At 49.4% G+C, this 13,565-nt stretch carries 23 protein-coding genes and 2 tRNA genes; 15 read left to right on the top strand and 10 right to left on the bottom strand.

The features are described from left to right. Positions 1–376 precede the first annotated feature (376 nt). Positions 377–1,045: an endonuclease/exonuclease/phosphatase family protein gene (locus DNK57_RS06485; protein WP_192962156.1), complete on the bottom strand. Its 669-nt coding sequence runs from the start codon at positions 1,043–1,045 to the stop codon at positions 377–379. A gap of 125 nt (positions 1,046–1,170) precedes the next feature. Between DNK57_RS06485 and DNK57_RS06480 the strand changes: the two genes are divergently transcribed. The 6 genes from DNK57_RS06480 (at position 1,171) to DNK57_RS09140 (ending at position 4,460) form a co-directional block, all read left to right on the top strand. After that, on the top strand, positions 1,171–1,962 hold the full coding sequence (locus DNK57_RS06480; protein ID WP_192962155.1) for a hypothetical protein: 792 nt from the start codon (positions 1,171–1,173) through the stop codon (positions 1,960–1,962). A gap of 8 nt (positions 1,963–1,970) precedes the next feature. Next, positions 1,971–2,459, top strand: coding sequence for a MarR family transcriptional regulator (locus tag DNK57_RS06475; protein WP_226891127.1), 489 nt, complete (start codon positions 1,971–1,973; stop codon positions 2,457–2,459). 25 nt (positions 2,460–2,484) lie between these two features. Then, the gene (locus DNK57_RS06470; RefSeq protein WP_226891125.1) at positions 2,485–3,195 is read left to right on the top strand and encodes a DUF6544 family protein; all 711 of its coding nucleotides are present in this window, start codon (positions 2,485–2,487) and stop codon (positions 3,193–3,195) included. Between the two features lie 74 nt (positions 3,196–3,269). Continuing rightward, positions 3,270–4,013, top strand: coding sequence for a nitroreductase family protein (locus tag DNK57_RS06465; protein ID WP_192962152.1), 744 nt, complete (start codon positions 3,270–3,272; stop codon positions 4,011–4,013). Continuing rightward, complete coding sequence (locus tag DNK57_RS09145) at positions 4,003–4,260, top strand: hypothetical protein (protein ID WP_226891124.1); 258 nt, start codon at positions 4,003–4,005, stop codon at positions 4,258–4,260. The genes DNK57_RS06465 and DNK57_RS09145 overlap by 11 nt, the downstream gene beginning before the upstream one ends. Positions 4,261–4,277: 17 nt before the next feature. Continuing rightward, positions 4,278–4,460, top strand: a complete 183-nt coding sequence (locus DNK57_RS09140) for a hypothetical protein (protein WP_226891122.1) — start codon at positions 4,278–4,280, stop codon at positions 4,458–4,460. Here DNK57_RS09140 and DNK57_RS06455 read toward each other — a convergent pair. Genes DNK57_RS06455 through DNK57_RS09130 form a run of 3 tightly spaced genes read right to left on the bottom strand, consistent with a single transcriptional unit; the run spans position 4,450 to position 5,167 of the window. Further along, positions 4,450–4,740 (bottom strand): carboxymuconolactone decarboxylase family protein, encoded by a 291-nt coding sequence (locus DNK57_RS06455; RefSeq protein ID WP_192962151.1) that lies wholly within the window; start codon positions 4,738–4,740, stop codon positions 4,450–4,452. The genes DNK57_RS09140 and DNK57_RS06455 overlap by 11 nt on opposite strands. A gap of 32 nt (positions 4,741–4,772) precedes the next feature. After that, entirely contained in the window at positions 4,773–4,997 is a 225-nt protein-coding gene (locus DNK57_RS09135) for a metal-dependent transcriptional regulator (protein ID WP_226891120.1), read from the bottom strand. Continuing rightward, a complete protein-coding gene (locus tag DNK57_RS09130; protein ID WP_226891119.1) occupies positions 4,952–5,167 on the bottom strand; it encodes a metal-dependent transcriptional regulator in 216 nt (71 codons plus the stop codon). The genes DNK57_RS09135 and DNK57_RS09130 overlap by 46 nt, the downstream gene beginning before the upstream one ends. A 66-nt stretch (positions 5,168–5,233) precedes the next feature. Here DNK57_RS09130 and DNK57_RS06445 point away from each other — a divergent pair, with 66 nt between their 5' ends. Together DNK57_RS06445 and DNK57_RS06440 are read left to right on the top strand one after the other, a co-directional pair. Beyond that, positions 5,234–5,533, top strand: a complete 300-nt coding sequence (locus DNK57_RS06445; RefSeq protein ID WP_192962150.1) for a TIGR04076 family protein — start codon at positions 5,234–5,236, stop codon at positions 5,531–5,533. A gap of 18 nt (positions 5,534–5,551) precedes the next feature. Beyond that, positions 5,552–5,887, top strand: a complete 336-nt coding sequence (locus DNK57_RS06440; protein ID WP_192962149.1) for an Mth938-like domain-containing protein — start codon at positions 5,552–5,554, stop codon at positions 5,885–5,887. On the opposite strand, the gene DNK57_RS06435 is transcribed toward DNK57_RS06440, so the two are convergent. After that, the gene (locus DNK57_RS06435) at positions 5,884–6,450 is read right to left on the bottom strand and encodes a M48 family metallopeptidase (RefSeq protein WP_192962148.1); all 567 of its coding nucleotides are present in this window, start codon (positions 6,448–6,450) and stop codon (positions 5,884–5,886) included. The genes DNK57_RS06440 and DNK57_RS06435 overlap by 4 nt on opposite strands. Positions 6,451–6,454: 4 nt before the next feature. Continuing rightward, positions 6,455–6,718, bottom strand: coding sequence for a hypothetical protein (locus DNK57_RS06430; RefSeq protein ID WP_226891117.1), 264 nt, complete (start codon positions 6,716–6,718; stop codon positions 6,455–6,457). Positions 6,719–6,808: 90 nt separating this feature from the next. Here DNK57_RS06430 and ppcA point away from each other — a divergent pair, with 90 nt between their 5' ends. From ppcA to DNK57_RS06405, 5 genes are all read left to right on the top strand, one after another. Then, positions 6,809–8,260, top strand: coding sequence for a phosphoenolpyruvate carboxylase (ppcA, locus tag DNK57_RS06425; RefSeq protein WP_192962147.1), 1,452 nt, complete (start codon positions 6,809–6,811; stop codon positions 8,258–8,260). A gap of 222 nt (positions 8,261–8,482) precedes the next feature. Then, positions 8,483–9,307, top strand: a complete 825-nt coding sequence (gene heR / locus DNK57_RS06420; RefSeq protein WP_192962146.1) for a heliorhodopsin HeR — start codon at positions 8,483–8,485, stop codon at positions 9,305–9,307. Positions 9,308–9,426: 119 nt separating this feature from the next. Then, positions 9,427–9,498: transfer RNA gene (locus tag DNK57_RS06415), tRNA-Gln, on the top strand. Between the two features lie 68 nt (positions 9,499–9,566). After that, positions 9,567–9,638, top strand: a tRNA-Gln gene (locus DNK57_RS06410). Positions 9,639–9,663: 25 nt separating this feature from the next. After that, the gene (locus tag DNK57_RS06405) at positions 9,664–10,758 is read left to right on the top strand and encodes an ATP-grasp domain-containing protein (protein WP_192962145.1); all 1,095 of its coding nucleotides are present in this window, start codon (positions 9,664–9,666) and stop codon (positions 10,756–10,758) included. 247 nt (positions 10,759–11,005) lie between these two features. Here the strand turns inward: DNK57_RS06405 and DNK57_RS06400 are convergent, their stop codons facing one another. Together DNK57_RS06400 and DNK57_RS06395 are read right to left on the bottom strand one after the other, a co-directional pair. After that, positions 11,006–11,155, bottom strand: coding sequence for a hypothetical protein (locus tag DNK57_RS06400; RefSeq protein WP_170130272.1), 150 nt, complete (start codon positions 11,153–11,155; stop codon positions 11,006–11,008). 13 nt (positions 11,156–11,168) lie between these two features. After that, the gene (locus DNK57_RS06395) at positions 11,169–11,576 is read right to left on the bottom strand and encodes a DUF61 family protein (protein WP_192962144.1); all 408 of its coding nucleotides are present in this window, start codon (positions 11,574–11,576) and stop codon (positions 11,169–11,171) included. A gap of 63 nt (positions 11,577–11,639) precedes the next feature. On the opposite strand from DNK57_RS06395, the gene DNK57_RS06390 reads away from it, so the two are divergent. After that, a complete protein-coding gene (locus tag DNK57_RS06390) occupies positions 11,640–11,969 on the top strand; it encodes a hypothetical protein (protein ID WP_192962143.1) in 330 nt (109 codons plus the stop codon). A gap of 12 nt (positions 11,970–11,981) precedes the next feature. Further along, complete coding sequence (locus tag DNK57_RS06385; RefSeq protein WP_226891116.1) at positions 11,982–12,362, top strand: hypothetical protein; 381 nt, start codon at positions 11,982–11,984, stop codon at positions 12,360–12,362. Positions 12,363–12,523: 161 nt separating this feature from the next. On the opposite strand, the gene DNK57_RS06380 is transcribed toward DNK57_RS06385, so the two are convergent. Continuing rightward, entirely contained in the window at positions 12,524–12,907 is a 384-nt protein-coding gene (locus tag DNK57_RS06380) for a DUF22 domain-containing protein (protein WP_226891115.1), read from the bottom strand. Beyond that, positions 12,907–13,548 carry a V-type ATP synthase subunit D gene (locus DNK57_RS06375; protein ID WP_192962141.1) on the bottom strand — a complete coding sequence of 214 codons (642 nt, stop codon included), beginning with the start codon at positions 13,546–13,548 and terminating at the stop codon, positions 12,907–12,909. The genes DNK57_RS06380 and DNK57_RS06375 overlap by 1 nt, the downstream gene beginning before the upstream one ends. Positions 13,549–13,565: the final 17 nt, after the last annotated feature.

The following is a 13,565-nucleotide window of genomic DNA, read 5'->3' as shown; positions in this document are numbered from 1 at the left end:
GAGTAACAATCTGTTTTCTAATTCTTTTCACCTCCTTTATGTTTTTACATTCTGGCTATGATAACAGGAATTATTTAAGACTTGTTATTAATTTTTTTATTACTAATCTGGGGTTGGATAAAGATTGAGTAATATTATGTTGGAAAAATAATACATTCAAAGCAGGTTAACGCATAATTAATGTAATATTAATTTTGAACTTATATATTACTCACTTATGTGATTCAGAAAATAAAAAATTTTTATAAATAGAATGTTAACCTGAAAGCCCCTCTAATAGTTCAATGAATCCATAACTGATTAATCAGCCATGGGAATAATTTACGTGGCATTCAATGCCCTTCTTTATAATAAATATTTTTAATATATTAATGCGCTAGAGATCAGATAATTTGGGCGTGGTGGCTGTGATCTCACCTGCTGGGGGATGCCAGATATCAAGTATCTTCACTCCTTTCGAGACAAACAGGTAATCGATCTGGTATTTCCTCCCATCAGGTGTCCTGAATGTGAAGGGATCTTCCTCTTCCATGAGAACATCCCTGAATCCAAGTTCAGATAGTCTTCCAGCCATCTTCTCTGCAAGCAGGGCTAACCTCCTCAGAGATGGGCTAAAGTTCTTATTGATGTTAAAGTCACCACCAATGATGATCATGTCCCTGCTCTCCTCAATGTATTCATAGAGGAGTTCGAGAAAGCCGGAAAAATCCCTTTCTTTTGGTCCGATGCAGTTGTATATGCTGAAGAGGGGGAGACACCTTCCCCCGATTTCTATTATGCAGGAAACATAAAAATCTTCTATACAGTGGTTCTCTGAACTTTCAAGATAGTTCCTTTTCATGGAATCCGGCGTGAGATCCTTATGAAGAAGCAACGCGTTCATCTCCCCGCGGAGGGTATGGTAATTCCTCCTTACTTCGTTGGGTATCATGTATACCTCCTGGAAAAATCCAGCATCAAATTCCAGTTCCCCCATATAACTCCAGAGGTTCCTCCGGCGGTAGGATGCCCGGTTCAGGTTCCATGTCAGAACTTTAAGTTCCATTAAATCACCCCATATGAAACATTGTGATCATCCTGACTTAAAGCACGCCAGAAAGATTTATATACGGAAAAATGTAATATATTACCTAAACATGTAATATATTACCAGACGGAGTTTTTGAGAAGATGAAAATAAATAAAATCTACACAGTAACAGGCATCATAGCACTTATGGGGCTTCTTGCAACACTATCAGGCCTTCTGAACCAGAAAACGTACCTTAATGACTCGTTATCAGCCACAGCGCAGATGATGGGCCAGGACCTTGTAACACTCACCATAGGCATACCACTTATAATCATTTCAGCATACCTCAGCAGTTCCTCAGCTAAAGCCAGGCTGCTCTGGATGGGTGGAATGTTCTACTTCACCTACACCTATGCCTCCATGGCCTTCCTGGCATCCTATAACAGCCTGTTCCTCATATACGTGGGCATACTATCTCTATCACTGTACGGACTGATGGGGGAACTGTTCACAACGACTTCCCGGGTTAAGGCTGATGAAAGCAAATCACGGGTCACAGCAGTCTACCTGACCCTCACCGGCTTGATGGTTGGAGCCATGTGGATTAAGATGATCACAGATTCCATGATAACCGGCATACCCCCTGAGGCCCTTGAGGGATACACAACCCTCGTCATACAGGCACTCGACCTGGGCGTGGTGGTTCCAGCCGCCCTCCTGACATCATACCTCCTGTTGAAGCGAGAAAAGTGGGGCTACATCCTTGCACCGGTATTCCTTGTTAAGGTATCGCTGCTGGGGACAGCCATACTCTCAATGGTGGCCTTCATGGCCATGAAGGGTGTCTCCTTCAGCTGGGGGCAGGCCTCTTTCTTTATGGTCCTCACCATCACCGGCATAGGTGTCACAGGGGGTTTCTACCGTGGAATGACAATAGGAGTTGAGAGCTGATGAAGGATATGCAGGAAATAAGAGATGCGCACGGAGAAACAAGGGAGTCCATGGAGAGGTACATACTTGTAGCTCACTTCCTCATCGAGCAGCGCTGGAGCTATATAGTGAGCCGCGAGTTCCTCGAAGATGACATAACAGCAAAGCAGTGGCTCTTCCTGGTGATCCTTGGAAACGTGTTTGAAAGGCCCCCCTCAATGCAGGAGATGGCCGATGCCATGAGCACCACCCACCAGAACGTCAAGCAGCTCGCAGTTCGCCTCGAGGATAAGGGACTCATAAAAATAAATCAGGACCCCGAAAACAGGAGGATAATGCGCCTCGAGCCGACAGAGAGGTTCCATGAATTCTGGGCTGGCAGAGATGAGAGGGACACCCACACAGTGAAATCTCTCTTCAATTCACTTGACGATGAAGAGGTCAAAAGCCTGTTTAACATATTTTCAAAGCTTGAGGAAGCCTCAAAGCAGCGATATATGGAATACCGCAAGAGATGATCATATGTTAAGAAAAAGATTTGAAATGGAAGTTAGAGAAGAACTCAGAAAAGTTCATAGTCTGAATGAGAGGGAACTGCCAGGGTTACTTGCAGGATACCTCGAAGCCTCCGGTCTCCCCCATGACCCTCAAAACCTCCTGATCAGGTGGGCTGACTCAAAAATAAGGAGAGGAGCCCGGTGGATGAATGTAGACATGACCCAGATCAATAGCCCAGCACCCTTCAGGAGCGTTTACATAAATGGGCGTTTTTTCGGAATCCCCCTTGAGGGCCTCGATATTTATTCCAGAGGCCGTGGAGAGATGATCATCAGGGCCATGAAATTTTTTAAGGTTGCAGAGGAGCGTGGAGCTCCAATGGACCAGTCGGCCCTTGTAACCCTGCTCTCAGAGGCCCCCTTCCTCCCATCCCTTTTCCTTGCAGGGTGTACAGAATGGTCCCAGCTGGATGATAAAATGGTTGAGGGTAAGATAATGGATCACGGCATTGTCGCTGGTGGCCTCTTCACCTTCGATGACCACGGCAGATTCCAGAAATTCCACACCGAGGACAGGTACTGTGCGGAGTTTGGCATGGAACAGCACCCATGGAGCGTTGAGGTGCTATCCTATCAGGATATGGGTGGTTTCATCTATCCCGCAGAGTGCACTGCAACCTGGCACCTCCCTGAGGGTGACCTGAAGTACTTCCACGGAAGGATCAGATACGCAAAGTTCAACATAAGGACGCTTTAACTGTCCGGATCACTCATGGATTGAAGAAAATTCAGGGCACTTTAAATATATTATGAAACATAGGAGATACTGTTATGAAAGAACTCTATCCATTCATTTTCAGAAGAAAATCCACGAGAAAGTACAGGGGCCCTGCATCAGAGGATGAACTCAGGGAGATTGAAGACCACCTGGGGAAACTTGAACCCCTGCTTGAGGATGTTGATACAGAATTCAGGGTCCTCGGGAGGGAGGATGTTAAGACACGGATGCAGCCGCCGGCCCCACACTACATAGCCGCCTTCTCAGATGGTGATCCTGGTAAAACAAATGTTGGCTTCATGCTCCAGCAGATGGACCTCAGAATCTCAGGGATGGGCCTCGGGAGCTGCTGGCAGGGAATCCCCCGACTGAGGGACCATGTTAAGTCGGACCTTGATTTCGTCATACTGCTGGCCTTTGGTGCTGCCGCTGAACCCGTCCACAGGGAGCATTCAGAGTTCAAGAGGAAGCCCCTCAGTGAGATAACAGAGATTAAAGGGATGGATGATATCCTCGAGGCTGTGAGACTTGCCCCCTCCGCTGTTAACAACCAGCCATGGTACCTGACCGGTGGTAATGGGAAGATCCATGCATACTGCAGAATCCAGAACCCCCTCAAGAGGCGCCTTGTGGGGAGATGGAACCCCATCGATATGGGGATAGCCCTTGCACACCTCAGGATCTCACTTGAGTACCACGGTTACAGGTCTGAATTCAGAGTTCTTGATGACGTGGATGAACTCAAAGACTACACCTACACCGGCACATTCATCTATGGTGCTGAAAATGGCCAGTAAAATTCTGGTGGAATTCCTGGGGGATAAGAAATTTAAAAATTCTGAGTTCGTGGCTGGCATTGTAGCCAACCTCGTCCTCCTCTACATCATAAACAGTGTGATGAGCTGGGATATCTCCTTCATTGCAGATTCCTTCAGGGACATTACACCACTATTAAATGCTGTGGTGGGTGCCAGTCTGGCTGCCAATGCCCTTTTCATGGTATACAGGAAGCAATGGTTCGGACCTTCATGCAGATTATCCTGAGTGCACTGGGGTACCTTATGGTATCATCCCTTTACAGTGTCTTCCCCTTCACCTTCAGGAACGTCTACGTGTTCTACTCTGTCAGGTTCGCACTCCTTGTTGCGATGGTCGTCCTTGCTGTGGCTGTATTCCTTTATGGCCTCAAATTTGTGCTGAAGTTCATCCTGAGGATTGATGTGCATCAGGGAATCAGTCCCTGAATATGGCTGATGCCGTGTTCATCGCAGAACCCGCCCTTATCAGTGCAGCCACTGCAGCGGCCTCTGCAAGTTCCCCCTCTGTTATACCTGCCTCAAGGGCCTCTTCTGCGTGTCTCCTTGTGCACGCATCACACCTGACTGCAACCGAACAGGCCACTGATATGAGAAGTTTCTCCCTCTCTGTGAGTTTACCCTCAGATCTAACTGCTTCCCTGAAGTTTTTGAATGCATCTGCAACTGCAGGTAGTTCCTCGAGAAATCTGTCTGCTCCTGTCTTCATGTTCCTTAAAGTGGCATCATCCCTTAAATACCTTAGGGTATGGGGATGCCATGGGGACACCTTGATGGGTTCCTTAGGTACCTCCTGAGGGCTGCCTCTGTTTCCCCAAAGAGCTCATGCTTCATGCGGGAGGCCTCCTCATAGGATGATTCAAGGTCCATTCCGAGGACGTTGTGGAAGAAGCACTCCAGTATCATGTGCCTCCTGAGTATCATCTCTGCAATCTCCCTTCCCTCATCTGTGAGTTCAGCCCCCATGTAGGGTGGTAGATGACAAGACCCATTTCATGGAGCCTCTTGAGCATCTGTGTTACGCTGGCTGGTCTGACATTCATTCTTGATGACAGGTCAGAGGTTTTAACGATCCCGTGACTCCTTAACCTGTATAATGTCTCGAGGTAGTTTTCCATGCTCCTTGTTAGTTCCATAAAGACACCAATTGAATATATATTCAAAACCTATTTAAGTTTTGCCATTCATATCAATGAAAGGTGATGGATGTGCTTGAGATACAGGTGCATGAGATAAGGGGTAAGTGCCCTGTGTACCGGGAGGGGGACCGGATAATAGTTGACGACCCAGAGATAGACCTTGAAAGGACAGACGCCCTCTGCACACACGCCCTATCCACGCTCCTGCACTACACCACAATCCTCGAGAGGAACTGGTGCCCGGTTGAGCTTGGACTCACAGTGGACGGCGATGAGGAGCACGCCTACATGCAGTGCGTGGACCCCGGTGAACCCTACACAGAGGGCGGCACAGTCATATTCAGGGTCAGGAGACTGAAATAAACACTGAAAAGTGGGAACATGTTCTCAGATTGCAGATTCGGATCCGTGACATACAGGGGACGTGAATACCGATCAGACATCGTGGTGCACGTTGATGGGACCGTGACACCAAGGAGGAAGGAGATATCAAGGAGAAAACATGGAACATCCCATCTCATGGCAGAGGAGGAACTCCATGAACTCCTGGAAGAGAAGCCCGACTCAATAATCATAGGCTCAGGGATACATGGAGCCCTTAAAACCGGGTTCAGATCAGAAGCAACTGTACTCCCAACCTGTGAGGCCATAAAAAGGTACAATGATGAGAGAAGTGCCGGTAAAAGGGTTGCAGCCATAATACATGTGACCTGCTAATCCACCAGGCCCTCCATGCGCAGCCGGGTCCAGTAGTACCCAAGCATCCTCCTCCTTTCAGCGAAGTCCGGCATCTCCGATTCAAGGATGGCCCAGAACCTCGGGCTGTGATTCATCTCCAGGAGGTGGGCCATTTCATGGAGCACAACGTACTCCACCATCCCCTCCGGGAGGTGGGAGAGGAGCGTGTTGAAGCTGAGGTTGCCCCTGGAGCTGCAGCTACCCCAGCGGGACTTCATCCTCCTGAAGCGGACCCTCCCATAATCTACACCCAGGACATCCGAGTAATGGTCCAGGAAGCCCCTGACAAGGGTCCTCAGCTCACCATCCCGCCGGTACTCCAGTTCGAGGTCAGATGCCCTCTCAAGCATCTCATGGAACTCATGGATCTTCCTCTGGATCCAGTCACCCCTTGATGATAGAACATCCATGGGGTCCCCCCTGAAATCTGCGGGGAGTATCAGGCGGAGGCTGTCGAATCTAAGCTCAATCCTCGGGTTCTTAACCCTCCTGTATAGGACCTCACATCTGACCTCCAGGTCTCCCACAATTAAACTGTCCATTCTATCACTGATACCTCTCAAATATATCCATAAGGGCCTCCTGGGCCTCATCGACGGCCCTTATCCTGTCCGGCGTATCATCTGGGAGGTTCCTCATGAGGAATCGCCTTATGATCCTCATAACCTCCCTTTTAACCATCTCCTTCTCTGTCCATCCAGGGAAAATTCTCCCATCGACCTCCCCTGTGAGGTCAACAGCATATTCCTTCAGTTTATCCTCTGGTATGCCACTCCCCCGGAGGGTCATCAGGACCGCGAACTCCTTCATGTTAAGCCTTCTGAATGTCCTCCTCTGAGGTTATAAAATTCATCATCCTTATATTTCAGTCCACAGAAATATCATCCCGGAGTGTTAAAGATGAAGGTTCCAAGATGCATGAGTACACAGCACCCAGACAACGTGAATCCTCCATTTTTTGCAGAAGAACCTGAACTGGGCGGTGAAGACGAGATAAGGGAGGCCTACTACGTCTTCTCGCACCTGGGATGTGACGAACAGATGTGGGACTGTGAGGGCAAGGAAGTGGACAACTACGTTGTTAAGAAGCTCCTCACAAAGTACCAGGCCTTCTTCCAGGACCATGTCCTCGGCGAGGATCTGAGGCTCACCCTGAGGGTTCCCAACCCCACAGTCGAGAGGGCCGAGGCAAAGATACTCCTGGAGACCCTTGAGAGCATACCAAGATCCTATGACACCGCAAGCCTCTTCTACGGAATGGACGTGGCCCCGGTCTTCGAGGTCATACTCCCCATGACCTCATCAAGCAGCTGCCTCAACCGGATCCACAGCTACTACCTGGACTTCGTTAAGGGCAAGGAGAGGCTGCAGCTTGCAGATGGTGTGACCGTCAAGGAGTGGATAGGTGAATTCCGGCCCGACGAGATAAACGTTATCCCCCTCTTCGAGGACCATGAGGGGATGCTGAACGCCGGTAAGATCACGGGAGAGTACCTTGATGGTAAGGACATCATGGAGCAGAGGGTCTTCCTTGCAAGGTCAGACCCTGCCATGAACTATGGTATGATATCAGCCACACTCCTCAACAGGATAGCCCTCTCAGACTTCAGGGACCTTGAGGAAGAGACCGGAGTTAAACTCTACCCGATAATAGGTATGGGTTCAGCCCCCTTCAGGGGTAACCTCCGCCCGGATAATGTGAGGGACGTTACAGGTGAATACAGGGGGGCCCACACATTCACTGTACAGTCATCCTTCAAGTACGACCATGAACCATCAGAGGTCATTAAGGGCATAAAGCAGCTCAGGTCTGTTAAACCTGGCAGGGCAGCTGAAATTGAAGGTGGAAGGGTCCTTGAGATAATCTCAGACTACTGCAGGGAGTACAGGAGGCAGGTCATGGACCTCGTGGACATCATAAACAGGGTTGCCAGGTACGTGCCAGGGAGGAGGAAGAGGAAGCTCCACATAGGACTCTTCGGATACTCGAGGAGCATGGGCAACGTTTCACTCCCACGTGCCATAACCTTCACAGCAGCCCTGTACTCACTGGGAGTTCCCCCCGAGCTCCTCGGGTTCAACGCACTATCATCAGGTGACCTTGAATTCATTGAGGAGGCCTGCCCTGGACTTAGGAGGGACCTACATGATGCTGCAAGGTACGTCAACCCTGAATCACCATTCCTGAGCCCTGAGGTTAAATCAGCCTTTGAGGAGTACCTTGAACCCGAGTATGATGAGGGGCACATGAAAACCACTGAGGAGATCATAAGGGCCCTCAGGATCAACAGGACAGCTAACCTCCAGGAGCTCATCCTTGAGGCTGCAAGCCAGAGGAAGTTCCTAGGCTAAAACCCTCACAATTTCTTCATTTTAAGCGCTGCCACCCCCATTCAGCATCCTTTAGATGATGATTCTGGAAGCATCCATAGACCCGTGTTCTTATGGTTTGATTTTGCTTGATCTATGAGTTTTGGGTTCCGGAAGCATCCATAGATCCGTTTTCATGATGGGCTGCCTGATAGAAATATTAAAATAGTTTCACTGACATAATAACTGTTATGGGGGTGTTTTATGGATAATGTTGAAAGAATTAGAATGATTGAGAAGTCCCCTATAAGTTTTGAGGGGCTCAGGAAGCTGAACATGGCAGCCGGGACCCTGCACCTCATTCAGGGGCTTCTGATGGTTGCACTGGGTTACCTGCTGACCTGGGACAGGGACATCTACACGTTCTACCTGAAGTTCAAGGTACTCTCACTGAATCCGCCGTCATTCCAGGTCCTTCCCAGCCCTGAGGTGGCCTTCACGGTGAGCTACCTGGGTGTGATCCTTGCATCCTTCCTTCTGATATCTGCGGTGGCCCACTTCACAATAGCCTTCCTCAGGAATGAGAGCTACGTTGAGAACCTTAAGAGGGGTATGAACCCCTACCGCTGGTACGAGTATGCTCTCTCAAGTTCAATAATGATAGTGATACTGGCCACCTTCGTGGGGGTGTGGGATCTCTGGTCACTTGTGATGATCTTCGTCCTCAATGCATCAATGATCATGTTCGGGTACCTCATGGAGAAGATCAACCAGTACACCGAGAGGATCGACTGGTCACCCTACATCCTTGGGTGCATCTCCGGGTTCACCCCGTGGGTGGTCATTGCAGCCTACTTCATCGCCGCCCTGGGCTCCGCCGAGACACAGCCACCTGACTTCGTCTACCTCACACTGCTCATCTACTTTGTGATGTTCAACACATTCTCCATCAACATGCTGCTGCAGTACAGGGGTGTCGGTAAATGGAGGGACTACCTCTACGGTGAGAGGGTCTACATCATACTGAGCCTTGTTGCAAAGACCCTGCTGGCCTGGCTGGTGTTCATAGGGGTGTTCTCACCCTTCTAGGTTTTATTTTTTTAAAACTGTTTCTGGAGACATTTTAAGTTCAGCGCCATGAAAACCGAAAAGTATTTATATGGGTTCCATGTAAGTTTATCTTGCCGATATGAGCTCTTTTTAAGCATAGTCCCGTGGGGTAATGGCAATCCTGATGGACTCTGGATCCATCGATAGCGGTTCGACTCCGCTCGGGACTATCCCCCCATAACACCCCCCTTTTATCGAAACCTATTTATGAAGAACATCACCACCTAATAACTGTCATAGTCCCGTGGGGTAGTGGTAATCCTGCTGGGCTTTGGACCCGGCGACAGCGGTTCGACTCCGCTCGGGACTATCAAACCACTGATTCTGTGTTTAAAATGGAGGAACTACTGGTAATAGGCGTCAACACCCGGCCTGTGGCTGAATCAGCCTTCAGATTGGGGTACAGGGTCTACTCTGCAGGATACTACTGCACAGCAGACTTCAAACACTACACCGAAAGAAGGTGCATGCTGAATGAGCGGAGCGGTGAAAGCTGCGGGAGATTCCATGAGAACTTCAGCCAGGAAAAGCTCCTCGAAGCAGCCGCAGATTTTATTGATAGGGCTGATGGGATAATACCCCTGACAGGTGCACCCCAGCTTCCCTGGGGGAAGGTGATTGGCAACTCCCGGACTGATCACGTGGAGGATAAGTACCGCCTCTACAGGAGGATCAGGAACTCGTACCCCACACCCGAGACACACCTCATCAGTGACCCGGCCGAGGCCATGGAGATTGTATCTGCGGGGGAGAAGAAGTACATCGCAAAGCCGGTCTCCGGGGCTGGAGGGTTCGGTGTCACAGATCATCATGAAATGGATGGGGAGTTCATCCTCCAGGAGTACATTGAGGGCGTCCCGGTGAGTGCCTCTGTTCTTTCAACCGGAGAGGAGGCCATGACTGTCCTTACGAGCAGACAGATCATAGACAGGAAAGTCCCTGGATTTGAGGGACAGTTCATCTACGCCGGTAACATTACACCCGGGCCATCAGGAGAGATTGAGGAGCTTGCCAGTGACCTCATACTTGACCTATCACTCCGCGGATCCAACGGCGTCGACCTAATCATGAGGGACTCCGAGCTGTATGTTATAGAGGTAAACCCGCGGATACAGGGGACCTTTGAGTGTGCTGAGGCATCCCTGGGGATCAACATGGTGGATGCCCATATCAGGGCGTGTATGGGGGAGCTTATAGAAAAACCGGAGCCCCAGAGGTATGCTGTTAAGAGGATAATCTATGCCCCTGCAAGGTGCCGTGTTGGTGAGATAGAAACTCCAGGGGCCCATGACCTTCCGGTCAAGGGGGCCATCATTGAGGAGGGTGAACCCCTCGTGACCGTGCTTGCCACCCACAGGTCCAGGGAGGATGCAGAGAGGCTTGCATCAGGTATCTGCTCCAGGGTTAAGGAGGAAATCCATTACCTTTAACAGGTAAACTGAACATCTCCCCGGATCTTAAGGAAAAAATTGGATTCACTTCTGACTGGTACCTGATGGAGCTGATTTCTTAATGCATCTGCCATGAAATCTAAGAGCTAATTTAATTACACCTGTTTTGCAGGTATCCATGTATTTTCAATGTCTATCTCCAGCCCTTACTTTTATATGATCATTAGCCGGATCTAGTGTCTCGCGGTTCACCGGTCGGTGCATGGATATCTCTCAGAATATGGCATCAGATTATGCCAAGAAGGAGGAGTATCAGTATTATGGTGCCTATCGTTATGAGCACGGTGCTCAGAATCATGCCACCTGTCATTAAAAGGAAAAGTTTGGCCCTTCTATCAGGGTCCTTAAGATACTCCTTAAGCGGATCCTTGCTCATTACATCAACCTCCCTAAAGCTCCCTCACCAGGAACATGTACTGTGTAACCGTTGGAAACCTCGCCCTCAGCACCCTCATCTCTGGTCTGTAGATATAGATCTCATCACCCTCATCATCCCTCTCAAGGACCTCCGAGACCACCCTCACCTCAATATCCCCGGCTATCCTTGCACCGGAGGTATCGGATTCTATCTCAATGTATATGGGAAGCCTCAGCCTCCTTGCCTCATCCTCAGTCAGCATCCCCTGGAGGTCCTCAAGTTCAGCCCATTTGAACCTGTGCCTGGTGCCGTCAGCCCCCATGACATGGGGTTTCTCCTCCCTGAGGAGCTCCTCGAGGGTCTTCCTCCTTGAGGGAAGATGACGGTTGAGGTTGAAGATCTCCTTCTTCACCAGCCTGTCTGATCTGTCACCCCTCATCCTATTAGGCTATGTTTTATATTCTATAAAAGATTAATATCTTAACCTGATGGAGGGTGGACCTTGGATATTGATATCGAGCAGTGCAGGGAAAATGATAAGATAAAGGAGATAATAAGCAGCAGCGGACTCCCCATAAAGTATATAAAGCTCCTTTTAAGGCTCTCAGATGGGATATACATAAACGGCGTCAACTACAATGTGAAGATAGAAGACGGGATCTCAGTCATCCTCATATCCTCAAAGCCGGAGAACAGGACAGGGGTCTTCAGGACAGGGGCCCTCACCAACATATTCTACCGTGTACGTGAAATGGAAAAGGAGAATGAGGAGATAAGGACCGAGACCCGGGTGAAGGATAATCTCATAGAGTTAAGGATAAATATCCAGTAGGGGTGATGCCGGATGGATCCTGAGGAGTATCACAGGATTCTCAGTGGACTCGCAGACTTTCAGGATCTTGACACCTCAACCATAGCCTCCACAAGGAGTTCACTGGTGGAACTGAAGGATAGAAGGGACCAGCTTCTTGAAATCAAAAAAGAACTGAAGAAGGATATCAGGGGCGTTGAGAGATACTACCTCGACAGGATGGCTGAGATAAGGAGTGATGTTGAGGAGCTGAGGGAGGGCTCATCAGGACTCAGAAGGATCATTGCAGGTAACCCTGCCGCGGCCCAGGCCCGGGCCATGAAGCAGCTGAAGCGGAACCGTGAATCCCTTGTGAGAACCTACCGGGACCTCTGGAGTACACAGAGGAACTCATTGAATACATTGATGACCTGATGATTGAACTCTACGAGGAAATAAAAAGCTTCTTTGGATAAAATATACCCTAAGAGAAATCCTAAAAACTTTTGAATACGTTGAAAGTATCAAGGTGAAGCGCCCCCAACTGAGAAATAAGAGGACATCATCTGAGGAAACTGCGGCAATCTAAAAATAAATTAGTGGGTTAATTCAACTGGTAGGATTATGAGGACACCCAGAAGGTCGTTCCTGCTGATTTTCCCATCTGCAGCAGCTACGAAGGTTGCATGGTCTGCCTTGCGGTCCATGCTTATGGGCAGGGGTGTCTCCTCACCTGCAGCTATCGGGTGACCCAGGGGGTTCGTGGCGTAGGCGCACATGAATACTATGTGGTTCGCAGGTATACTGACCTCCTTGATCTTAACCGGCTTCACCTCGCCGGCCCTCACCTCAACGTCCTCATCTGCAATGATGGCCCTGAGATTCCCGTAGACCTCACCCATCTTGAAGTCCGCGAGTTCCCTCCTGTATTTCTCCTCGGCCTCACGGACCTGGCCGAGCCTTGTGAGTATCCTAACCATCACTCCATCTCCATGGATTTCTTTATCATCTTCAACCGCACGAAGTTCTCCCTCTCCATCTCCTCGAGCCTCATCTCAATGTACTTGACAGTGTTCTTGAGCCTCGGGATTATGATGTGTTCAAGGGCGTTAACCCTTCGCTTGGTTGACTCTATCTCACCGGCAAGGAGCCTTATGGTCTTCTCGATCTCACCGAGTTCTATTATGAGTGCCAGGGACTCCTCGAATTTCTTTGCTGCCTCGTCGAGTTTTACTGATGTGTCCACAAGGCCGTATCCACGTTCAACCACGGTCCTCTGTGTTGCCCTTGCATCGACCACAGGTACAACGACACCCATTATACTCCTTGAGTCTATGTCGACCTCCACGGACTCCCTCACTGACATTGCAGCCCTCTCAACTGCAGTGTCACCCATCAGTATCTGGGCCTCAGTGAGGTCAGAGAAGGCCTCCTTGAGGTGCTCCTCCACCTTTTCACGGGAACCCTTAACCCGCTCAAGGATGTTGAAGAACTCCATGATAAGGGCGTTCCTCTTCTCCTTGAGGAGACTGTAACCCTTGACAGCGAGTTTCTCACGCTGCTTGAGTTTAAGGAGCTCCATCCTTGTGGGGTTGATCCCCTCAATCATTTCCTGTGCCATTGGCTAACTCTCCTGAA

Origin of the sequence: Methanothermobacter thermautotrophicus, from assembly GCF_014889545.1 — an archaeon.
Classification (GTDB): domain Archaea; phylum Methanobacteriota; class Methanobacteria; order Methanobacteriales; family Methanothermobacteraceae; genus Methanothermobacter; species Methanothermobacter thermautotrophicus_A.
Note: the sequence above shows the minus strand (reverse complement) of the source record. Positions and strands in the feature narration are given on the sequence as shown.